At 70.9% G+C, this 21204-nt stretch carries 18 protein-coding genes and 2 pseudogenes; 10 read left to right on the top strand and 10 right to left on the bottom strand.

Features of this window, described 5'->3' with window-relative positions; all coding sequences use genetic code 11:
- Positions 1-152: 152 nt before the first annotated feature.
- The gene (locus AB0G84_RS32990; RefSeq protein ID WP_361329202.1) at positions 153-1328 is read right to left on the bottom strand and encodes a putative T7SS-secreted protein; all 1176 of its coding nucleotides are present in this window, start codon (positions 1326-1328) and stop codon (positions 153-155) included.
- A 1176-nt stretch (positions 1329-2504) separates the two neighbouring features.
- Positions 2505-2987, bottom strand: a complete 483-nt coding sequence (locus tag AB0G84_RS32985; protein ID WP_361329295.1) for a hypothetical protein — start codon at positions 2985-2987, stop codon at positions 2505-2507.
- Here AB0G84_RS32985 and AB0G84_RS32980 point away from each other — a divergent pair.
- A pseudogene (locus tag AB0G84_RS32980) lies at positions 2985-3356 on the top strand (RtcB family protein); the annotation flags it as partial. The gene AB0G84_RS32985 and the pseudogene AB0G84_RS32980 overlap by 3 nt on opposite strands.
- Positions 3357-3544: 188 nt before the next feature.
- On the opposite strand, the gene AB0G84_RS32975 reads toward AB0G84_RS32980, so the two are convergent.
- Positions 3545-4276 carry a glycosyltransferase family A protein gene (locus AB0G84_RS32975; protein ID WP_361329199.1) on the bottom strand — a complete coding sequence of 244 codons (732 nt, stop codon included), beginning with the start codon at positions 4274-4276 and terminating at the stop codon, positions 3545-3547.
- Between the two features lie 288 nt (positions 4277-4564).
- Between AB0G84_RS32975 and AB0G84_RS32970 the strand changes: the two are divergent.
- A pseudogene (locus AB0G84_RS32970) lies at positions 4565-4705 on the top strand (RtcB family protein); the annotation flags it as partial.
- Here the strand turns inward: AB0G84_RS32970 and AB0G84_RS32965 are convergent.
- Positions 4677-5726 (bottom strand): LysR family transcriptional regulator, encoded by a 1050-nt coding sequence (locus AB0G84_RS32965; protein ID WP_361329196.1) that lies wholly within the window; start codon positions 5724-5726, stop codon positions 4677-4679. The pseudogene AB0G84_RS32970 and the gene AB0G84_RS32965 sit on opposite strands and share 29 nt — an antisense overlap.
- 355 nt (positions 5727-6081) lie before the next feature.
- On the opposite strand from AB0G84_RS32965, the gene AB0G84_RS32960 reads away from it, so the two are divergent.
- Positions 6082-7206 (top strand): homogentisate 1,2-dioxygenase, encoded by a 1125-nt coding sequence (locus AB0G84_RS32960; protein WP_361329193.1) that lies wholly within the window; start codon positions 6082-6084, stop codon positions 7204-7206.
- A gap of 57 nt (positions 7207-7263) precedes the next feature.
- On the opposite strand, the gene AB0G84_RS32955 is transcribed toward AB0G84_RS32960, so the two are convergent.
- The 3 genes from AB0G84_RS32955 to AB0G84_RS32945 all read right to left on the bottom strand — a co-directional run bounded on the left by AB0G84_RS32955 (position 7264) and on the right by AB0G84_RS32945 (position 10728).
- Entirely contained in the window at positions 7264-8892 is a 1629-nt protein-coding gene (locus AB0G84_RS32955) for an alpha/beta fold hydrolase (protein ID WP_361329190.1), read from the bottom strand.
- 593 nt (positions 8893-9485) lie between these two features.
- The gene (locus AB0G84_RS32950) at positions 9486-10235 is read right to left on the bottom strand and encodes an SDR family oxidoreductase (protein ID WP_361329187.1); all 750 of its coding nucleotides are present in this window, start codon (positions 10233-10235) and stop codon (positions 9486-9488) included.
- Between the two features lie 157 nt (positions 10236-10392).
- On the bottom strand, positions 10393-10728 hold the full coding sequence (locus AB0G84_RS32945) for a YnfA family protein (protein WP_361329184.1): 336 nt from the start codon (positions 10726-10728) through the stop codon (positions 10393-10395).
- 94 nt (positions 10729-10822) lie between these two features.
- On the opposite strand from AB0G84_RS32945, the gene AB0G84_RS32940 reads away from it, so the two are divergent.
- Positions 10823-11566: an AAA family ATPase gene (locus tag AB0G84_RS32940; protein ID WP_361329181.1), complete on the top strand. Its 744-nt coding sequence runs from the start codon at positions 10823-10825 to the stop codon at positions 11564-11566.
- Here the strand turns inward: AB0G84_RS32940 and AB0G84_RS32935 are convergent.
- On the bottom strand, positions 11520-13298 hold the full coding sequence (locus AB0G84_RS32935) for an FAD-dependent oxidoreductase (RefSeq protein WP_361329178.1): 1779 nt from the start codon (positions 13296-13298) through the stop codon (positions 11520-11522). The two genes, AB0G84_RS32940 and AB0G84_RS32935, sit on opposite strands and share 47 nt — an antisense overlap.
- Before the next feature lie 145 nt (positions 13299-13443).
- Between AB0G84_RS32935 and AB0G84_RS32930 the strand changes: the two genes are divergently transcribed.
- The gene (locus tag AB0G84_RS32930; RefSeq protein ID WP_361329175.1) at positions 13444-14148 is read left to right on the top strand and encodes a TetR family transcriptional regulator; all 705 of its coding nucleotides are present in this window, start codon (positions 13444-13446) and stop codon (positions 14146-14148) included.
- 43 nt (positions 14149-14191) lie between these two features.
- On the opposite strand, the gene AB0G84_RS32925 is transcribed toward AB0G84_RS32930, so the two are convergent.
- A complete protein-coding gene (locus tag AB0G84_RS32925; RefSeq protein ID WP_361329171.1) occupies positions 14192-15163 on the bottom strand; it encodes a helix-turn-helix domain-containing protein in 972 nt (323 codons plus the stop codon).
- 289 nt (positions 15164-15452) lie between these two features.
- Between AB0G84_RS32925 and AB0G84_RS32920 the strand changes: the two genes are divergently transcribed.
- From AB0G84_RS32920 to AB0G84_RS32910, 3 genes are all read left to right on the top strand, one after another.
- A complete protein-coding gene (locus AB0G84_RS32920; RefSeq protein WP_361329168.1) occupies positions 15453-16076 on the top strand; it encodes a TIGR03086 family metal-binding protein in 624 nt (207 codons plus the stop codon).
- Between the two features lie 279 nt (positions 16077-16355).
- The gene (locus AB0G84_RS32915) at positions 16356-17027 is read left to right on the top strand and encodes a cupin domain-containing protein (RefSeq protein WP_361329165.1); all 672 of its coding nucleotides are present in this window, start codon (positions 16356-16358) and stop codon (positions 17025-17027) included.
- Positions 17024-17914, top strand: a complete 891-nt coding sequence (locus tag AB0G84_RS32910) for an SDR family NAD(P)-dependent oxidoreductase (RefSeq protein ID WP_361329162.1) — start codon at positions 17024-17026, stop codon at positions 17912-17914. The genes AB0G84_RS32915 and AB0G84_RS32910 overlap by 4 nt, the downstream gene beginning before the upstream one ends.
- Positions 17915-18208: 294 nt before the next feature.
- Here the strand turns inward: AB0G84_RS32910 and AB0G84_RS32905 are convergent, their stop codons facing one another.
- Positions 18209-18769, bottom strand: a complete 561-nt coding sequence (locus AB0G84_RS32905; protein WP_361329286.1) for a hypothetical protein — start codon at positions 18767-18769, stop codon at positions 18209-18211.
- A gap of 304 nt (positions 18770-19073) precedes the next feature.
- Here AB0G84_RS32905 and hemL point away from each other — a divergent pair, with 304 nt between their 5' ends.
- A complete protein-coding gene (gene hemL / locus AB0G84_RS32900; protein ID WP_361329159.1) occupies positions 19074-20399 on the top strand; it encodes a glutamate-1-semialdehyde 2,1-aminomutase in 1326 nt (441 codons plus the stop codon).
- Between the two features lie 8 nt (positions 20400-20407).
- Positions 20408-21088: a histidine phosphatase family protein gene (locus AB0G84_RS32895; RefSeq protein WP_361329157.1), complete on the top strand. Its 681-nt coding sequence runs from the start codon at positions 20408-20410 to the stop codon at positions 21086-21088.
- Positions 21089-21204: the final 116 nt, after the last annotated feature.

Here is a 21204-nt window from a genome sequence, read left to right as displayed (position 1 = left end):
TACCGTTCCGCAGCGCTGAGCGCGTAACCCAGCTCTGTGGCTATCCAGGTGATGTGGTCAGCCTGGTGTGATTCAAATCCGGTGAGGATGAACTCAACGGACGCCCGCCCATCGAAACGTGCTGCTATCCCTTCGTCATTCATGAGACGTTGTCACCCGCCATCAGCAGCTCGGTCCTTGGCGCTTCCCTTGTTCCAAGCATTTTGCAGGGCAGGGAACAAGGGACTGGCCACCATTCCAATGGCTTGCCCAGGATTCTTGGGAACAAAGTTCTCGAACACAGAGGGGTCTCCGACAAGGCTGGCCCAGGAGTCGGCGAGACCAAACCCCGCTGCCCCGTTTGCTGCTCGGCTCTTGAGCATCGCGGTGCCCAGTTCGCCTCCGACGCGAGCAGCGGCTCCCAGCGGAATCATGCCCAGCGCATCCTGCGTCAACGTACGGTTCGATACAACGTCTTCACCGCCCGCCACACGGGCCACACCGTGCAGGGCAAACGCGCCGGCCGCGAATACGGATGATCCGACCTCAAGGCCCACCGCCAGTGGTTCCAGGCCCAGCGCGGCCGCCCCAACTCCGACCAGGCCAGTTACCGCACTGACAGTAGACATGACATCCCCCAACGCCGCGATCGCGTTGGCGTGGTTCTTCACCCAGTCCCACGCCTGATTCGCCAGAAGTGCCTGGGCCTCGGCCAGGGACTTGATGGCGTCGCCGAGTCGATCCAGCCAACCGGGTTCGTTGGGGGCCGCTTCTGAAGCCCGGCGGATAGCCTCCGCCACCTTCTCCGCGGCCTCGTCATGCTGCTGCTTGAGTCGTCTCGCATCCTCGATCAGAGAATTGAGGGCGTTCCGGGCTGAATCGAGTTCCTTGACCGCTTTGTTCAGTCGCTGTTCGGCGTTGTGCAGTTCTTCGTCGGTCTCGAATGTATGCCCTGCCAGTCCCAGATCCGGGTTTTCCTCTGCATCTCGCTGTCGGGAACGAGCGGTGACTGCACGGGCCTCCATGTCCGTTGCGCGAGACTTCATGGTTTCCAGCTTGGCGGACCATTCATTCAGCTGGAATCCACAATCATAAAAACTCTGAGTTGCAGAGTCGACCAGCTTCGGAAGGTCCTTCACCTGCATAGAAAACGCGTCCGCGGCAATTCCGCTCCACTCCTCACCCCCGCGGGTGATGGAGCTCAGGGTCTGCCAGACCGACGACAGCTTTCGATGCGCATCGAATGACTGGTCAACCAGCGCACGCACCGCTGAGAGATTTCCAGGGGCCGGGTCGAACCCTATCCCTGGGTACCCTGCGGCGTCGGAAGGTATCTTTCCGCCACTCATGGTTCCCCCTTATCCAAAGACCGACGATGTCGAACTGGAGGGCGGAGATGATTGAGAAGGGTCAGGTGAACCTGATTCCATCCCCTTGGAGAGCGCCTGCTGAATTCCCATTTCACATGTGCGATACGAGTGTGCAGTGGCATCTATTGAGCCTCGTATGGAGTCTGCCAGCTTAGAGATCTGGTCGATTCCATACTTCCACTTCGACTGGAAGTCTTCGCAAGTAGAATCCAGGCATTTGTGTCCGAGTTGACCTGCTGTTGCCTGGTCCATTTTCTGCGTCACCGTACGCATTCCGGTAACGCTCTCGTCGAGCTTCCGTGAAATTCTTCCGAGTTCCTCGATGTCGACTCGGAACGTTCCCGGTAAAGACATAGTTCCCCCTCATATTCCCTATGCCTATCGCGTGCGGGGAGTGAGTCTAACAACGGCTGATGCAACGAAGGTGGAATAGGGGCAGCTCGACGCGTAAGGGTCGCGTTAAGCGTTCGGCTCGGTGTGAGGGCGTCGCTGTGACTTGCCTCGGATGGGCTGGCATTGCGGCTGTCGCAGCCTGCGCAGCCCTCTGCTACCGGGCTGCCATCAGCATTCATGCGGATGGCGCTGGCCTCGCCTGAGATGCAGGGGCCACTGAAGAGTGTCCGCCTTTCAAAGCGTGGGTCTGATCCGGTCATTCGTAAGATCGGCCGAGCCTCGGGGCTCTGGGTGTGGCTGTAAAGGGTGAGCCGTTGGGCGGCTTACGGGACGGAGGGCGAGTGGCTGCTGTCCCGCCGGATCCACAACGACGAGACTGGGCTGCTTGCGCTGATCGGGAACGTGCTGGCGATATCCGACGATGTGTCGTGGGCCGTCGATCTCAACCATGGCGGTGCCGCCCGTCGATCTGCGTACCCTGACCACCAGGCGCTTGGACCTGGTCTTCGACCGCACCCGGCAGATGGCTGTGGCCCCGCAACCCGGCGACTCCGGCCGCGTCAGCGGCAACGTGCGCAGCCCCTGCCCCTGCCCTCGCGGCCTGATGGCGCAGCGCGCGCTGATCAGCTGGCCGAACCGTCGCGGGGGGCAGCCCGGTGAACGGGGCCGTCCAGGACGGCTCGAACGTCGTGATCACGCCAGACACGGCAAAGCATTTCACCCGTGAACGGCAGTTAAGGGACAACCCTTGGGCCGTGTCCGTCAGTGCGCCGCCGGGTGGATGGTCGTGCTAGGGAGTTCGAGGTCGGTGCAGCCGCGCCGCTTAGCCTGGTCCTTGGCGAACGCGTTGAGCAAGGAACGTACTTGGCTCATCGGCAGCTGTGGCGACAGGTCCTCTCCAGTGCCGTAACAGCCGGTGAGGTCCATGGCGGACTTGCCCGTCGTGGCGTCGAGCAGCGAGCAGTTGGTGATCGGGGCCCGCACGTTCGTGGGCGCTGCTACCTTCCAGCCCTTGCCGGATGGGCTCTTCGGCAGGCGCGTACGGGTCAGCCAGTCGCACATCGTGCCCGCGGTTTCCCGGAGCGACAGCGTCCGCGGAGGCCCGGCGTGGTCCGACAGGGCCAGCGGCTTGGCCCCGTAGCCAAGTTCGGCGGAGGCGCCGTTGGGATGGCCTGTGATGGGACAGGGGCTGACCCGGCCATGGCCCACCGGGCAGGCCATAGTGCAGGTGGCCGTGAACCTCAAGAGCGCTACGACGGGATGGATCTGCTGGTTACCCGGAAGGGGGCCATCAGTGCGGGCTCGGGAGAGTGGGGGATCATCCCCGGATCCATGGGCACGGAGTCGTACATCGTCCGTGGCCTGGGCAACCCGATGTCGTTCAACTCGGCCTCGCACGGCGCCGGCCGAAGGATGAGCCGGAACGCTGCCAAGCGGAAGTTCTCGACGCGGGACCTGGAGGACCAGACGCGGGGTGTGGAGTGCCGCAAGGACTCCGGCGTTGTGGATGAGATCCCGGGCGCCTACAAGCCGATCGGCCAGGTGATGGAGCAGCAGCGGGACCTGGTCCAGGTGGTCGCGAAGCTCAAGCAGGTCATCTGTGTGAAGGGCTGAGGCCGGCACCGCACGTGATCGTCAAGCCTCGGACCGGACGTGGTCCGGGGCTCTGGCGTTTTCTGATGGCGGGTGGACGCCGTGAAGTGACCGGCGGAGTGCTCTCTCGGCTGCCGGTCCCGTGTGTGGTCACCTCCCCTCAGCACGTCTCAGGTGTGGCGCGCCGCTTGCGTGCGCGCGGGGGAATCTCACCGCCATGTCCAACCGGCCTCCCGCAATGCCCGGGCCCGCTGTATGCCCGCTTCTATTCGAGTGGCTGCCTCTGCCGGGTTCCAGTAACTATCCGCCGCGGTGGTCTGGTCGGGGTGTTTCCGGTAAAAGGCGCTCGGCTCCGCGATGAATTCACCAGGTGCGACAACCTCCGCGGCGAGCAGCAGGGCAATTCCTTCGGCTCCGGTCAGGGCATGCCAACCGCCGAGTGCGAGCACCAGTTGACGGTGCGCGGCGAACGTCGTCGTCTGCACGGACAGACGCTTTTCCACCACCTCGTCGAAGAACCTGCCAGGCTCGACCGGGCCGGCCGGAGGGTCATACGGTCCCGGTGAGGTGCTGCCGTCCCGGTGGAGGTCAATGCACGCGGACACGCACCACGGAACTCGTTCCAATGTCTCGATGTCGCGCTCGAGCGCTCCCGGCAGCAAGACGTCGTCGGCGTCCAGATTCCGGATCAACTCGCCGGTCGCACGAGTGAGGCCGTGCATCCGCGCCACCGCGGCGCGCGCCGGCATTCCGGATTCGATCGAGATCCTGGGATCCTCGGGAAAGATGCCGGCGGTGATTCCGGTGTGGCCGTCCTCTTGAAGGCACCATTGCCATTCCCAGTCGCCCGGAAGCTTCTGCTCCCGCAGGGACTGGTAAGCCTCGTCGAGGTAATGATGGCCGCCGTTGTGTACGGGGGTGATTATGCTGATTGTTGGCATGGGGTACTTCCTCTCCAAAGGCCGGCGATGCGACGATGATCGATCATGGTAGCCAGAGGAAAGAGAAATGACGGAACGTCAATTCATGTGCCGGTGCGGGAGCGTGCCGGTGCCGATATGACGGGAGAGGTCGAGGGGGGCGGAAATATCCGACTCACCACGTAGGGTGCGGTCTTCATGTGCGGGTGTCTTACCGCCCCACCGCTTCGAAGTCGCATCCACGCCCCGGACAAGCCTCGTTCAAGGTGTTGGGAATCACCACAACTTTGTGGCGGAGGAGCAGACGCGGGGGTGGAGTGCCGTAAGGACTCCGGGGTGATCGACGAGATCCCGGGCGCCTACAAGCCGATCGAGAAGGTCATCGACCAGCGGCGGGACCTGGTGGAGATCGTTGCCCACCTCACGCAGGTGATGTGTGTGAAGGGTTGAGTGTGGCACTCCGTGTGATCGACGGCCCCGGGCCTGATGCGGTCCGGGGCTTTTGCGATGGGGATCCGTTCGTGACCCGCAGCGTGTCCCGATCGGGCTTGGGGAGCCACCAGTTGGCGCTCGGGGGGCGGTGCCAGCGGTGGCTCCGGGCGTAGGTGTGGATGAGTTCCAGGGCTCGGTTAAGGGCGGGGTGCGCGGTGGCGGTGTTCCAGGCGGCGTGCCAGGGGTAGAGCGGGACGGGGTCGCTCAGGGGCCGGGCGGTGAGGCCGTCGGGGAGGTGCGAGCAGGTGAGGCCGAAGGCCGGGTGGCGGAGGGCTTGGACGGCGGCCAGGGCGGAGGTGCGGCCGTGACCGCGTACGCGTGTCGCCACCTTCAGGTCGAAGGCAGCGACGGCTTGGTCGACCCAGTCGTGCCACTCGGCGGACTCGTCCGCCGAGTGGATCAGGAGCGGGTAATCGGCGAGGGCGGCGAGGGGGACCTCGTCCCGGTCGGCGAGGGGGTGGTCGGTGGGGAGGATGACGCCGATGGGGTCCAGGCCCACGGGCATGGTGGCGAGGGCGGCTCCGAGGGGGCGGCCGAGGCCGAAGGGGCGACCGAAGGCAAGGTCGAGGTCGCCGGTGAGGAGGCGGGGCAGTGCTGCGGCCATGCCGTGGCTCTGGAGCACCTCGAACGGCAGGTCGGGGGCCTGGGTGCGCAGGTGATGGATCAGGAGCGTGGAGGGCAGGCCCTCGGCGACCACATCGATGCGCAGGGGTGCGCAGGTGTGGGTGATCTCGTTGACCAGGCGCTCGGCGTCGACGAGGAGGCGTCGGCCACGTTCGACGAAGGTCTCGCCGGCGGGGGTGAGGGCGACGTGGCGGCGGTCGCGGGTGAACAGCGGGACGCCGAGCCGCTTCTCCAGGGTTCTGATCTGGGCGGAGAGGGTCTGCTGGGCGATGGTGAGCCGGTCCGCGGCCCGGCCGAAGTGGAGTTCGTCAGCGAGGGTGACGGCGTAGCGCACCTGGCGCAGGTCGAGATCCACAAATCCCCACCGTAACAGTCTGAGGCTGTCAGGTGTCCGATGAACGGTGTTGGACCGGCGGCACGCTGTGGTTGTTGACTCATGGAGTGAAAGGCGCCAGAGGGGCGCAAACCGAAGGACTGGTCCGGCAGTTGATCGCTGCATCAAAGGCCGGTGACGTGGCGAGGCAGTGGCCGCGACTACCTACGGGCCCCGCGAGGTGCGGTGAGCGGTCGGGCCGCGTCGCCGCCGCGCCCGCCACGGGTGTGGCAGGGCGGGGCCTCTTGCCGGCCCGACCGCCACACCCCGCTCACCTCTAACTCACCCACCGGATGGGGCGCTTGGCGTGTGCCGGCGCTCAAGGAGAAGTCGCAGTATGTTCGCGAAGCACGTTCAGGGCCGGATCTCCCGCCAGGCCCATGCCCGGGTGCCGGAGGGCACCTTCGAGGAGCACCACGGCCGTCAGGGGTTCGAGGGTGACGTCTCTCAGCTCTACCACGCCCACCCGACCACGGACTGGCTGCGGGTGGAGGGCCCGATCCGGCCACGGGGCATCCGGCTCACCGACGTTCCCGCCGCCGATGAGCACGACGAGCGCGCCCTGCCGACGCCGCTGATGTTCAACGAGGACATCACGGTCTCGGTGTCGAAGCGGGCGGCGCCGATGCCGTACTACTTCCGCAACACCGACGGCGACACCCTGTTGCTGGTCCAGTCGGGCAGCGGCGCCCTGGTCACCGACTACGGCACCCTCGCGTACGGGCCGCTGGAGTACCTGGTGATCCCCAAGGGCACCAACTACCGGATCGTCCCCGACCCCGGCGCCGAGCAGCACGTCACCTACGTGGTGGAGACACGGGAGCCGATCACGCTCCCCGAGCGGGGGCTGCTGGGGCACTTCCTGCCCTTCGACCGCGGCGTCCTCGACGTCCCCAGGCTCGACGCCGGCATCACCGTCCCCTCCGCGCGGAACCCGGCTGGCGAGTGGGAGGTGCTCGTCCAGCGCGCGGGTGAACTGTCGTCGATCTTCTACGCCTTCGACCCCGCCGACGTGGAAGGCTGGACCGGCACCCTGGCGCCCTTCCGGCTGCGCCTGGCCGACCTCCGCCCGCTCGCCAGCGAACGCCTCGAAATGCCGCCGGTGGCACACGCCACCTTCCAGGCCGGGCAGAACTGGTTCGTCACCATGGCCCCCCGGCCCACCCAGACCGCGGACGACGCGGACAAGGCGCAGCCGGCCCATCGCAACGTCGACTACGACGAGCTGTTCGTCTTCCTCGGCACCGGCGACGGCAGCCAGGCCGGTCCGCCGGCGGGGCTGGCGAGCGTCACACCGGCCGGTATGAACCACGGCCCCAACCAGGTCCGCCACGCCAACCCGCGCACCCGGCTGCCGTTCTACGTGTGGAACGTCGACACCGTCCGCCCCCTGCGCTACACCGAAGCCTTCGAAGCGGTCGAGATACCCGACTTCGCCCGGCAGGAGAGCTACCGCGGCTGACCGCGGCCGGCTCCCTTCGGCCCCCTTGAGCTGGGGGGCCTTGGGGCGGTTGGTGGGTCAGGAGATGCGGTCGGCCAGTGCTCCGCCGCCGGTGGCGACGCCGCCGCTCGGCTTGCGGGCGGAGAAGGGGGGCGCGTCCTGCCGGCAGGTGGTCCCGGCCGGCGGAAGGGTGCCGCCGATGAGGTAGCGGCTCTCGTACGTCTGGATGCAGCTGCTGGGATTGAGCAGCGCGGTGTGGCCGTACCCGTCGAGGGTGAGCAGGCGGGCGTCGGCCAACTCCCTTGCCGTGGCCCGGGCGTCCGGGTAGGGAGTGGCGGGGTCGTAGCGGGTGCCGACGAGCAGGACGGGGTGTGCCGTGGGCCGGTTCCACGGGCCGCGGTAGCTGTCGGCGGCGACGGCCGGCCAGGAGGCGCACCCCACGGCGGCCCAGGTCCAGTAGCGTCCGGCGTCGCCCGCGCGGCGGGCGCTGGCCTCCTCCAGTGGGTGGTAGACGCCGGGGTCACGCGGATTGGGGCTGTCGCCGCAGAGCACCGCGGCGGCCTGTTCCTCGCCCAGGTACGGGTTCGGGTCCGGGACCGGTGGGGCGGGTGGGGGTGACGGCGCCTTGGGGGCGCGGCCCTGCCAGAGCAGCTGCAGCCGGTCGGCGAGCCCGGTCCAGCCGGGGTGGACCAGGTAGAGGCTGTTCACGGCGTCGGCGGCGGTACGGCCGTAGGTCCAGGTGCCCACGGGACGGGCACGGAGCCGCCGCATCAGCCGGTCGAACTTCTCCCGTGTCGCCTTCGGACTACCGGCGGAGAACGCGCAGCGGTCGGTGGTGGTGGATCCGCACAGGGCGAGGAACCGGTCCAGGGTCGCCGCCGCGCTGAGGTCCGAGCCCATGCGCAGGAAGGTCGGGAGCCGGGGGGTGCTGGAGCCGTGGTTCGTCCAGGCCAGCGGGTCGACGATGCTGTCGATGACCATGGCGCGGACCTTGTGGGGGAAGAGGTTGGCGTAGGTGGCGCCCAGGAACGAGCCGTAGGAGATCCCCAGGTAGGTGAGCTGTGGGTCCCCCACCGAGCGGCGGAGCCGGTCCAGGTCACGAGCGGTGTCGGCGGTCGACACATGGCGCAGGAGCACGGGGTCGCGCTGCTGGCAGCGGCGGGCCAGGTCCTGGTACGCGGCGAACCAGGCCGCCCGTTGCCGTGCGCCCACCGGGAGACCGGCCGGCTTGCTCGCCCGCCACGCCTCGGCTTCCTGGGGGCTCGCGAAGCAGTTCACCGCGGTGCTGCTGCCGATCCCGCGGGGGTCCCAGCTGACGATGTCGAACCGTTCCCGTACCTCGCGCGGGAACAACGCGTACTCCTGCGGCATCTGGATGGTTCCGGGCCCGCCGGGGCCGCCCGGGTTGAAGAACAGGGTGCCGAGGCGTCGTCCGGGGCCGGTTGCCTTCCGCCGGATGACGGCCAGTTCGAGGGCGCGGCCGGCGGGGTTGTCGTAGTCCAGCGGCACCTTGGCGGTCGCGCAGTCGAACTGGCCGTTCTGGACGCAGGGGCGCCACCGCAGTTGGGGGGCGGGCGCGGAGGGGCCCGGTGGGCCGCCGGCCACGGCGGCGTCCGGTCCGGTCAGCATCGTCGTGCAGAGCACCACCACCGTGGCGACGGCCGCGGTACCACGCCTACGGCCCGCTATGGATCCGGCTATGAGCACGCCATGTCCTTTCACGGCTGAGCGTCCGAAACCGCCCGTGCGCGGGACGTCGTCAGCCATCCGTGTTCCACGAGACCGCGGTCCGGGAGGGTGCGCGAGCCGACCGCAGCCGAATGGCCGAGGTGGTGGGGCGGGCGCGTCGGTGGGGCGGCTGCGGGTGACTGTGGGGCGGCTGCGGGCCGGTGAGGGGAGGCGGTCGGGCGGCCGGGTAGGGGAAGCGGTTGGGCAGCCGGGTGGTCGGGCGGCCGGGCTGCCGGTCAGGGGCAGCGGTCGGGCAGCCGGTCAGAGAAGGCGTGTGGCCAGGGGGCGACCGGGCGTGGGGCGCGCGGGACCTGGTGGCGGGCATCGCGGGGAGGACATCGCGGGGAGGGCACGGCGTGCAGCACGGCGCGTGCAGGACGGCGCGTGCAGGGCCTCGCGTGCAGGGCGGCGTGTGCAGGGCGGCGCGTGCAGGGCGGTGCGCCCGTACGCAGAGGTGGGGGACGGGGATCGCGTGCAGGGCAACGCGTCCCTACGTAGATGTGGGGGGATGGGGAAGGCCGGCCGGTGAGTGTCAGGGCCGGGGCGCCCTCGGGCGGGGGCCCCGGCCGGGCTCAACGGGTGCGGTGGACCTTGGTGTTGGAGGCCTGGGCGCGCGGGCGGACCACCAGGAGGTCGATGTTGACATGCGAGGGACGGGAGACCGCCCAGGCGACCGTGTCCGCGATGTCCTCGGCGGTGAGCGGCTGCTCGACGCCCTCGTAGACCTTTGCGGCCTTCTCGTTGTCGCCGCGGAAGCGGGTGGTGGCGAACTCCTCGGTCTTGACCATGCCAGGGGCGACCTCGATGACGCGCACCGGTTCGCCGCACAGCTCCAGTCGGAGGGTCTCGGCGAGGACGTGTGCGCCGTGCTTGGCGGCGACATAGCCGCCGCCGCCCTCGTACGTCGCGTGGCCGGCGGTGGAGGAGAGCACCACGACGGTGCCGTCGCCGGACGCGGTCAGCGCGGGCAGCAGCGACTGGGTCATGTGGAGCACGCCGAGCACGTTCACCTCGTACATGGTGCGCCAGTCGGCGGGGTCGCCGGTGGCGACCGGCTCGGCGCCCAGGGCGCCGCCGGCGTTGTTGACCAGCAGGTCACAGCGGTCCAGGCCGGCCGCGAAGGCGTCGACGGCGGCGCGGTCGGTGACGTCCAGCTCCTGTGCCCGGGCGCCCGGCAGCTCGGCCGCGAGTGCCTCGATGCGGTCCTTGCGGCGGGCGGTGAGGATCACCCGGTAGCCGTCGGCGGCCAGCGCCCGGGCGGTGGCGGCGCCGATGCCGCTGCTCGCTCCGGTGACGACGGCGGTACGGGCATCGGCGGTCATGGCGCTCTCCTCGGGACGAAGTCGGTCCCCCCGCGCGCTGCGGAGCCCGGGGGTGGTGGGGCGGTCGTGCCGGTGCTGCGGGTGCTGCGGGTGCTGCGGGTGGTGCCAGTGGTGCATGTGGTGCGGGGCGGTGCGTGGCCAGGATATGCGGTGCTGGTCAGCGGCCCCGGGGGGCGTACATGATCACCGCCATGCCCACCAGGCAGATCAGCGCGCCGAGGACGTCCCAGCGGTCGGGCCGGTAGCCGTCGGCGACCATGCCCCAGGCCAGCGATCCGGCGACGAAGACACCGCCGTAAGCGGCCAGGATGCGGCCGAACGCGGCGTCCGGCTGGAGGGTGGCGACCCCGCCGTAGATGCCGAGGGCGAGCACGCCGGCGCCGATCCAGATCCAGCCCCGGTGTTCGCGGATGCCCTGCCAGACCAGCCAGGCGCCGCCGATTTCGAAGAGGGCGGCGACGAGGAACAGGGCGGCGGAGCGGGCGATGAGCATGAGCAGAGCCTAGGGAAGGCGGTGGCGCGGCCGGGTGCGGCGGGTGGCGCCGGGGCATGCGCCACTGTCAGCGGGGTGTGAGAGCTTCGGGAACATGCTGATCGAACGGGCTTACGTGGATCTTCCGGAAGGGGAGGGCACGGCCGCTGACGGCTGGCCCTGGACGGTGCCGTGCGTGCGCCAGCTGGTCGAGGAGGGGTTGGCGTTCCGTGCGCCGGTGACCTTTCTGGTGGGGGAGAACGGCTCGGGGAAGTCGACGCTGGCCGAGGCGCTGGCGGAGGGCTTCGGGCTGGATTCCTATGGGGGATCGGCGGGTTACAAGTACGCCAGCTCCCGGGAGGCCTCGCTGCTGGGCGGCCGGATACGGTTCGACCCCACGCGGGAGGGCCGGCGCATGGTGCGTGGGCCGCGGACCCGCCGGCAGGGTTTCTTCCTGCGGGCCGAGACGGCGCTGGAGGCGCTGGCCGGTGAGGTGAGCTCCAAGCGGCTGTCCCGGCACCCGGACACGATGAGCCACGGTGAAGGTTTCCTGATGGCGTTCCGGGAGCGGTTCGGGCAGCGGGGGCTGTATGTGATGGACGAGCCGGAGGCCGCACTGTCCTTCTCCTCCTGCCTGGAACTGGTGGCGGTGATGGACGAGTTGGGGAGCGGTGGCGCGCAGATCATCTGCGCCACGCACTCCCCGCTGCTGACGGCGCTGCCCGGTGCGGAGATCGTGGAGGTCGGCGAGCACGGGATGCGCTCGGTGAGCTGGGAGGAGCTGGGGCTCGTCGACCACTGGCGGCGTTACCTCAACGATCCGCGGGCGTATCTGCGCCATGTGCTGGCGCGGGGATGACGGCGGAGTGCACCGGGGTGGTCGAGGCGACCTCGGGGGCGGCGCCGGTCCACTGGAGCAGGGCGGTCCGTAGCGCGGCGGCGCGCTCCGCGGGGCCGGTGGCGTCGGTGGCCCAGGCGACATAGCCGTCGGGGCGTATCAGCACGGCGGTGTGCCGGCTGCTGCGCCAGGCGGCCCGCAGTACCCGGCCGTCGGCGAGGACGCCGGCTGCCCTGCCGTCCGCGCCTTTGCCGGGGGACGTCCCCCTGCCCTGCGTGCCCTTGCCGTTCGTGCTCCGGCCGTCCGCGCCCCTGCCGTCGGTGCTTCCGCCGTCCGCGCCCCTGCCGTCGGTGCTACCGCGTTCCGCGCCCCTGCCGCCCGCTGGATCGCCGTTTCTTGTTGCGTACGGCGCCGAGGGCTCGTCGGCCGGCGCGATCAGTACGAACCGGCCCTGGCGGAGCAGCTCGTAGAGGCGGCTGCCGTCGGCCAGTCGGATGTCGGGGGCGCGGCGGCCGGCGAGCTTGTGGGCGCCCGGCCCGGCCGGATAGGCGATGCCGAGGCCGGAGAGGGTGCGGATGGCCCGCCGGGACACCGGGCCCAGTCGGTTGATCAGCTGGGCGGCCAGCGCCCGGGCGGCCCGGCCCGGCGCGGAGTGCAGCAGGGCGATACGGAGGATGGCCCCGCTGCTGCGCAGCACAGCGGCGCCGACGGGGTGGCGCTCGGCTTGGTAGCTGTCCAGGAGGGAGGTGGGGGCCTGGCCGTGGAGCACCGCGGCCAGCTTCCAGCTGAGGTTGGCGGCGTCCTGCAGGCCGGTGTTCATGCCCTGGCCGCCGGCGGGGGAGTGGACATGGGCGGCGTCCCCGGCGAGGAAGACCCGGCCGACGCGGTAGGCGGGGGCCTGGCGCTCGTCGCTGTGGAAGCGGGAGACCCAGCGGGCCTCATGCATGCCGTAGTCGGTGCCCAGGGCGCGCCGGGTGACCTCGCGGACCTCGGCGAGAGCGGCGGGGGTGTTGTCGTCGGCCTGGTGGTGGCGGTCCCAGCCGATGACGCGGTACCAGCCGTCGCCGAACGAGCCGATCAGGGCGAAGGCGTCGCCGGTGGCGTGGAAGGTGAAGGGAGAGTCGGGCTCCTGGGCGAGCCGGACGTCGGCGAGCAGCACCGAGCGGATCACGGACTTCCCGGGGAAGGGCAGGCCCACGGCCGCGCGGACGGTGCTGTGCACCCCGTCCGTGCCGATCACGTAGGCGGCCCGGGTGCGGTCCTCGCCGTCCGCAGTGCGCAGCGAGACCGTCACGCCGTCCGCGTCCTGCGCCAGTCCGGTCACCTCGGTGCCGCACCGGAACTCCACCCCGGCCTCCCGAGCCCGCCGCTCCAGTAGCCGCTCGACCTCGAACTGCGGCGTGAACAGCACGAAGGGGAAGCGGGACGGCAGCAACCCCGGGTCCAGTTCGGCCTCGCCGAACAGGCGGAGATGGGAGAGGGGATGGCCACGGGACACCAACTCGTCGGCGAGCCCGCGGGCGTCGAGTTGCTCCAGCGTCCGGGCGTGCACGACCAGGGCACGGGTGAGGTTGCTGGTCGTATCGGGGCGGCGTTCGAGGAGGGTGACGGAGAGGCCGGCCTCGGCGAGGTCTCCGGCCAGCAGCAGCCCGGTCGGGCCGGCGCCGACGACGAGGACGTCGGTGCGGCGGCGGGCCGGGGCCGTCCGGCCCGCGGGGTCGTGGTCGCCGGGCGTGGGGTGCGGGGCGTTCATGACTGCTGCCTCCTGTGCCGTGCGGTACCGGGTCGATACGTATGGGTCAACAGGTGATGGCCAACATCTGTTGACCAACGCTTGTTGGCAAGCGTAGGTCGCCGTGCGCTGGCGTGTCAACAGGTGTTGGCCTACTGTCGTTGGCATGGCTCAGCACGCACCCCTCGCCGAGGACCGCACGGCCTCCGGCGGCACAGCCTCCGGCCGTACGGCCTCCGGCGGCACGGAAGCCCCCGGCCACGGCGCCCCCCAGGACGCCCCGGCCCCCGTCGGCGCGGACGCCTCCGCCGAAGGCCGCCCGCCGCGCTCCACGGTGACCCGCGCCGCGATCCTGGCCGCCGCCCGTGACCGCTTCGCCGCCGAGGGCTACGAGCGCGCCACCATCCGCTCCATCGCCAGGGAGGCGGGCATCGACCCGTCGATGGTGATGCGCTACTACGGCAACAAGGCGGGCCTGTTCGCGGCCGCCTCCGAGATCGAGCTGTACGTCCCCGACCTCACCCACGTCCCGCACGAGGAGCTCGGCACCCGGCTCGTGGGCTACTTCCTGGAGCGCTGGGAGTCCGACGAGACGCTGACCGGCATGATGCGCGTCGGCGTCACCAACGAAGCCGGCGCGGAGCGGATGCGGGGCGTCTTCGCCGAGCAGATCGGGCCGGCCATCGCCGCGGTGTGCCCGTCGCCCGAGGAGGCCGAGGTGCGCTCCGCGCTGATCGCCTCGCAGATACTGGGCATGGCGCTGTGCCGCTACGTCCTGCACTTCCCGCCGGCTGTCGACCTCGGCTGCGACGAGATCGTCGCCTGGCTGGCGCCCACCATCCAGCGCTACCTGACGGGCGAGCTGCCCTGAGCCGCGGCGCTCCCGCTGCGTATCCGGCGGGCGTCAGCCCGCTTCATGGCGCCTTCGCGTACGCCGTCGGGGGCACCCCGATCGTCGCCGTGACGTCCCGGACCAGATGCGCCTGGTCGCTGTAGCCCAGCTCGGCGGCGAGCGCCGCCCAGTCGACCGCCGCGTCCGACGCGGCGCGCTCCAGAGCCTCGTGGACCCGGTAGCGCAGCAGCACCCACTTGGGGCTGACACCGACGTACCCGGCGAACAGCCGCTGCAGCGCCCGTACCGACAGCCCTTGGTCGCGGGCGAAGTCCGCCACCCGGCGGATCGTGCGGTCCCGGCGGATCCGGTCGGCCAGCCCCATGGCCAGCTCGGCCCGGGCCAGCAGTTGCGGGTCGTCGCACAGCAGCGGCACCAGGAGGGCGTCGAGCGCGGCCACCCGGGCGTCCTCGTCCGCGGGCCCCAGCACCTCCGCGGGCCCTGGTACGAGTGCGGGCGCCGGTACCTGTGCGGGCGCCGGTACCTGTGCGGGGCCCGGTGCCCGCGCGGGTTCCCGTTCATGCGCGGGCTCCGGTGCAACGGGCGCGGCGTCGGTGCCCGCTCCGCCCGGTAGCGCATCGCCGGTCCCGGTGGGCTCCGCCCCGCCCCCGGTGAGGACCGCCGTCCACGGCAGCCGGCGGTCCGTCCAGTCCGTGACCGGTCGCTCCGGCGCGAACGGTCGGAACCCGCCGGGCCGGAACTGCACCCCGCACACCCGCCCCCGCCCCGCCAGCTTCTGCGCGAACAGCTCCAGCCCGACCCCCGCGACCTCTCCGAAGGCGGGCCGGTCGGCGTACTGCTGGAAGACGAGGTTCACGCTCGGGTGCGGCACGACATGGGCGGCGTACGGCTCGGTCAGGTCCCAGTCGATCAGCCAGTAGTGCTCGATGTACGGGCGCAGCGCGGCGGCGGGGGTGCGGCGGCGGAACTGCACCCGCGTGAAGAGATCCGGGGCGTCGACGATGCCCCGGGTGTCGCGCCGTGGACCGGCCATACCGGGATCCTAGGGCGGATCGCGCGGTAGCGAGAGGGGCGATGGCGAGAGGCGCGTGGACGAGAGTGCGGGGAAGGGAGCGCGGGGAAGAGGAGCGCGGTGACGGGAAGCGCGGCGAGGGGAAGCGCGGCGAGGGCGTTCGGCGACGCCCCGGACGCCCCGGACGCCCCGGACGCCCCGGACGCCTCAGACGCCCCGACGTCGCACCCACGCCCCCCCCCCGCACACACCTCCGCACCTGACGCATTTCTTCAAGCCGCCGCCGACACCGCCCCGTAGCGTCACCGGCATGAACGACGAACAGCACATGCGGAACAAAAAGCTCGAAAGCGATGCCGTCGTGCCGATCAGCGATCTGCTGGCCGTCGCGGTCGATGCCGCGCTCCCGGTCCTGCGCACCGTGGACGGCGGCCGGACAGCGCTGCCGACACCCTGCGCCGAGTACGACGTACGGGCGCTGCTCAACCACCTCTTCCATGTCGTCGTCAGCTTCCAGGCGCTGGCCGCCAAGGAGGCGGCGGACTTCGGGCACACCCCGGACCGGCTCGCGGAGTGGGGCGACGGGTGGCCGGACCGGTTCGCCGAGGAGACGGCGCGGCTGGTCGAGGCGTGGGCGGCGCCCGGCGCCGAGGAAGGGGTGAGCCCCGGGATGGGACTGCCGGCCCGGACCGTTGGGGCGATGGTGCTGCTGGATCTGACGGTGCATGCCTGGGACCTGGCCCGGGCGGGCGGCCACCCGTACGCGCCGCCCCCGGAGTGCGTGGCCGAACTGCGGGCGCTGGTCGCACAGATGGGCCCGACTGCCCGCTCGATGAACGTCTTCGCCGACCCGGTGCCGGTACCGCCGGGCGCCTCCGCGTTCGAGACCCTGCTGGCGGAGACGGGCCGTGACCCCCACTGGACGGCGGCCTGAGGACGGCGGCCTGAGGATGACGGCCGGGGCGGACATGGCCCGATTGTGACCGGTCCCGGGCCCCGGGATTGCCTAGGGTGGATCACCGCGGGACGGACCACGGCATCCCCGGCATCCCGTCCCACCCGGAACGCAGCGCTCCTCCGGCATCCTCAGCAGCAACGCCCAGAGCAACGCCCAGAGCAACGCACAGAAGCTCACCCAGAGCACCACACAGAGCACCACCCACGGTTCTCCCACGGCATCTCCCACGGCACCGGCACCGAGGAGTACTCACCGATGGACGAGCAGCGCACCTCCCCCGCCCCGCTCCCCGAGGCGCTGGTCGAGCTCTACGGACTGGCCCCGCTGCCCCGTGAGGGCGGGCGGTTCCGGCAGACCTGGGCGGGCCCGCCGCGCCCCGACGGGCGGCCCGAGGGCACCGCGATCGTGATGCTGCTGACCGCCGAACCCGGCGACTTCTCGGCGCTGCACCGCCTGCCGACCGATGAGATCTGGCACTTCTACGCGGGAGACCCGCTCACCCTGTACTTACTCACTGAGGACGACGGTCCGCCCGGAGCCGATGGTGCTCCCCCGGACGACGGTCCGCCCGGAGCCGGTGGTCCTCCCCCGAGCGACAGCGCGCCCGGGGCCGGCGGTGTGCCCGGAGTCGACGAGGCGCCCGGGGCAGCCGATGCGCCCGGAGCCAGCACGCGCCCCGGGTGCGGCGGCTCGGCCCGTACGGTCGTCCTCGGGCCGGACGTCCTGGGCGGCCAGCAGGTCCAGTTCACGGTCCCGGCCGGTACGTGGATGGCCGCGCAGGTCGTGGACGGCGGTGCCTGGACGCTCTTCGGCTGCACGATGGCGCCCGGATTCACCTATCAGGACTACGAGCACGGGGACGCCGCCCAACTGGCCGCGCGTTTCCCCGAGGAGGCAGCGCGGATCGCCGCGCTGAGCCGGCCATGACGGAACCGAAGCCCCCTCACCCGCCCGCCACGGCAGCGGTTTCCGGGGAACCCACCGCCCCCGGAGCGCCCAGCAGCCCGGAGCCGGCCGCTGCCGGGGATCGCCCCGGTCCCCCCGCCCGTTCCGAACTTCCCGATCTGACCGGCCAGGTCGCCCTGGTCACCGGAGCCGCCGGCGGCATCGGCCGGGGCATCGCGCTGCGGTTCGCCGCCGCCGGGGCCGCAGTGGTGGTGCACCACCGGACGGGCGCCGAGGCGGCGCGGGCGCTGGTCGCGCGGATCGAGGACGGCGGGGGCAGCGCACGGGCGCTCCGCGCCGACCTGGCCGTCGAGGAGGAGTGCCACCGGCTGGTCGAGGAGGCGGCCGGCTGGCGCGGCCGGCTGACCGCGCTGGTGAACAACGCCGGAGTGCAGCCCGTCCAGGCACTGGCGGGGATGTCGCTCGCCGACTGGCGCGCGGTGGCCGATGTGAACGTGCACTCCGTCGTCGCCTGCACCCAGGCCGCGGTGGAGGTGATGCGGTCGGCCGGCGGCGGGTCGGTGACCCACATCGCCTCCATTGAGGCGGACCGCCCGGCGCCGGGGCACGCCCACTACTGCGCGTCGAAGGCGGCGGTGGTGATGCACGCCCGCGCGGCGGCGTTGGAGTACGGCGGGTACGGCATCCGCGTCAACAGCGTCTCGCCGGGCCTGATCGCGCGCCCGGGCCTGGAGGACGACTGGCCGGAAGGGGTGCGGCGCTGGCGGGCGGCCGTGCCCACCGGGCGGCTCGGGCGGCCGGAGGACATCGGCGACGCCTGTGTGTTCCTCGCCTCATCGATGGCGTCCTGGATCACCGGCCATGACCTGGTCGTGGACGGCGGGGTGTCGGCCCGCCCCACCTGGTGACCCGCCCCTGCTGGTGACTGCCCCACCAGGCGACCGGCCCGCGCGGCAACGGCCTCACCCGATGACCGGCTCGCCGCCTGACCGGATCGGCGCCTGATCGGCTCGCCGCACCGGGCGGGCTCCGAGCCGCACCGGACGCCCTGCGCCACCGGCACCGTGCCGCACCGGAAGGCCTGCCCCACCGGCACCGTGCCGCACCAAACACCGGTGCCGTACCAGGTTCCGCCCCGCGCCGCGCCCGGCACTGCCCCGCGGCCCGCCGAACCGTTTCGCTCGGCCGGGTCCGCGGAGTCGTTACGGCCAGACCAGGCAGTACGCCTGATGCCCCGCCTCGTGCAGCCGGTGGCTGAAGTCCTGCCACTCGTGCAGCAGCTGGTAGACGCTGAAGGCATCGCGGGGGCCGCCGCGGTCGGGGACGGTGGACCAGATGAAGGCGGCCGCACCGACCGACTCCTCGCCGACCCCGCGCAGCGGGTCGACCACGGTCATGGGCAGCTTGACGACGGCGTAGTCGGGGTGGAGCACGACGAGTTCGAGCGGTGGAACCTTATGGAGCGGTATGCCCTCTATACCGGTGAGGACCATGGCGGCCATGGTCTCCGGCTTGATCTTGGTGAACATGCCGCCCATGCCGAGCTCGTCACCGCCGAGTTCCTCAGGGCGCATGGAGATCGGGACGCGGGCCGCGGTCGCACCATTGGGCGCGCCGAAGTATTTGTACGTCACCCCCATGCGGCCGCCTCTGATTTCCCCACCCTTGACGCCCTCGGTGTCCTCGCGCCGGTGACGGCCGCGCTGGGCGCGCCCGGAACCCCGGTCGTCGGTTCCTTCGCCCAGTTCGCCACCGCGATGCATATCTCCACCCGACCACTCGCAGCCCCAGCCGCGCAACCCGATCATCGTCTCAGAGACCTCCCCCGTCACCGGCGCGTGAAACGCCCGGCCACACGCCCCCGTGCGCCTCTGAGACCATTGCTTGCGTGACTTACTCGTACGTCGCCCCAGTTTCGCAGACGACTGGGGGCTGACGCCCGGCCGAAAGCGAGAGGAATCAAAAAAGGATCGACCGGGAACCGCGCGACCCCTAGGGAGGTCCAAGCGCGGATTCCCGCACCGTTGTCAGCCGGGCCGTGTCCCAGCGTCGCCGCCCTCCCCGTTTATGCAGGTCAGGATCACAGTGTCTTTTCCGTATGAAGCCCCTGTTTCGCAGTCGCTGTTCGAGCGTGCGTCCGCGGTGACGCCGGGCGGCGTCAATTCCCCGGTGCGGGCGTTCCGGGCCGTGGGTGGTACGCCCCGGTTCATGGTGTCTGGTACCGGTCCGTACCTCACGGACGCCGACGGCCGCGAGTATGTCGACCTCGTGTGCTCATGGGGCCCGATGATCCTCGGCCACTCCCACCCCGAGGTGATCGCCGCGGTCCAGGAGGCGGTCGCCCGCGGCACGTCCTTCGGTACGCCCGGCGCCGGCGAGGTCGAGCTGGCCGAGGAGATCGTGGCCCGGGTCGAGCCGGTGGAGCAGGTGCGGCTGGTCTCCAGCGGCACCGAGGCGACGATGTCGGCGATCCGTCTGGCGCGCGGTTTCACCGGCCGCCCCAAGGTGGTCAAGTTCGCCGGCTGTTACCACGGGCATGTGGACGCGCTGCTGGCCGCGGCCGGTTCGGGCGTGGCGACCTTCGGGCTGCCCGACACGCCGGGGGTGACCGGCGCGCAGGCCGGCGACACCCTCGTCCTGCCGTACAACGACCTGGCGGCGGTGCGGGCCGCGTTCGCCGCGCACCCGGGCGAGATCGCCTGCGTGATCACCGAGGCGTCGCCCGGCAACATGGGCGTGGTGCCGCCGCTGCCCGGCTTCAACCAGGGGCTGAAGGACCTGTGTGCCGACAACGGCGCGCTGTTCCTCTCCGACGAGGTGATGACCGGCTTCCGCGTCAGCAAGTCCGGTTGGTACGGAATTGATGGCGTTCGCCCGGATCTGATGACCTTTGGAAAGGTGATGGGCGGCGGCTTCCCCGCCGCGGCCTTCGGCGGCCGGGCGGACGTCATGGCGCACCTCGCCCCGGCCGGCCCCGTCTACCAGGCGGGCACCCTCTCCGGGAACCCGATCGCCACCGCGGCCGGTGTCACGCAGCTGCGGCTGCTGGACGACGCCGCGTACGAGAAGGTCGACGCGGTCTCCGCCGAACTGCGGGAGCTGGTCACCGCGGCGCTGACGAAGGAGGGCGTGGCGCACCGGCTGCAGGCCGCGGGCAACATGTTCTCGGTCTTCTTCACCGGTGCGGACGTCACCAACTACGACCAGGCCCGGGCGCAGGAGTCCTTCCGCTTCACCGCCTTCTTCCACTCGATGCTGGCGCAGGGCGTCTACCTCCCGCCGTCCGCCTTCGAGTCGTGGTTCGTCTCGACCGCGCACGACACCCAGGCCGTCGAGCGGATCGCGGCCGCGCTGCCGGCCGCCGCCCGGGCCGCCGCCGAAGCGACGGAGTGAGGGGCGCCATGAGCAACGAAGAGATCACCGTCGTCCACCTGATGCGGCACGGCGAGGTGCACAACCCCGAGGGCGTCCTCTACGGCCGTCGGCCCGGCTACCACCTCTCGGACCTCGGGCGGAAGATGGCCGACCGGGTCGCCGAGCACCTCGCGGAACGCGACATCACCCATGTCGTCGCCTCGCCGCTGGAGCGTGCGCAGGAGACCGCGACGCCGGTCGCCGGGGCGCACGGTCTGGAGCTGGCCACCGACGAGCGGCTGATCGAGGCCGCCAACGCCTTCGAGGGGAAGACCTTCGGGGTCGGCGACGGGGCGCTGAAGAAGCCGGGTAACTGGCGGTACCTGACCAACCCGTTCCGGCCCTCGTGGGGCGAGCCGTACATCGAGCAGGTCGTCCGGATGATGGCGGCGCTCGGTGCGGCGCGGGACGCGGCGCGTGGGCACGAGGCGGTGGCGGTCAGTCACCAGCTGCCGATCTGGATCGTGCGCAGCTTCGCGGAGCGGCGGCGGCTGTGGCACGACCCGCGCAAGCGGCAGTGCACGCTGGCCTCGCTGACGTCGTTCACGTTCCACGGCGACAAGATCGTTTCGGTGGGGTACAGCGAGCCGGCGCGCGACCTGGTTCCCTCCCACCTCCTGGCGGGCGCCAAACCCGTCAAGGGAAAGGCCAAGGCTTTCGGGGCCTGACACTGCCTCACCTGGCGGTACGTCAAAAGCGAGCAAAATGACATATTCGAGCGATTAACTCGGAACCCCCTCGTTCAACATGCCCTCTACTCAGTTGTCCGTTTATATGGATATTG

Origin of the sequence: Streptomyces sp. NPDC020742 (assembly GCF_040641675.1) — a bacterium.
Taxonomy (GTDB): Bacteria; Actinomycetota; Actinomycetes; order Streptomycetales; family Streptomycetaceae; genus Streptomyces.
The sequence above is the reverse complement of the archived record's forward strand: the minus strand, read 5'-3'. Positions and strand labels throughout refer to the sequence as shown.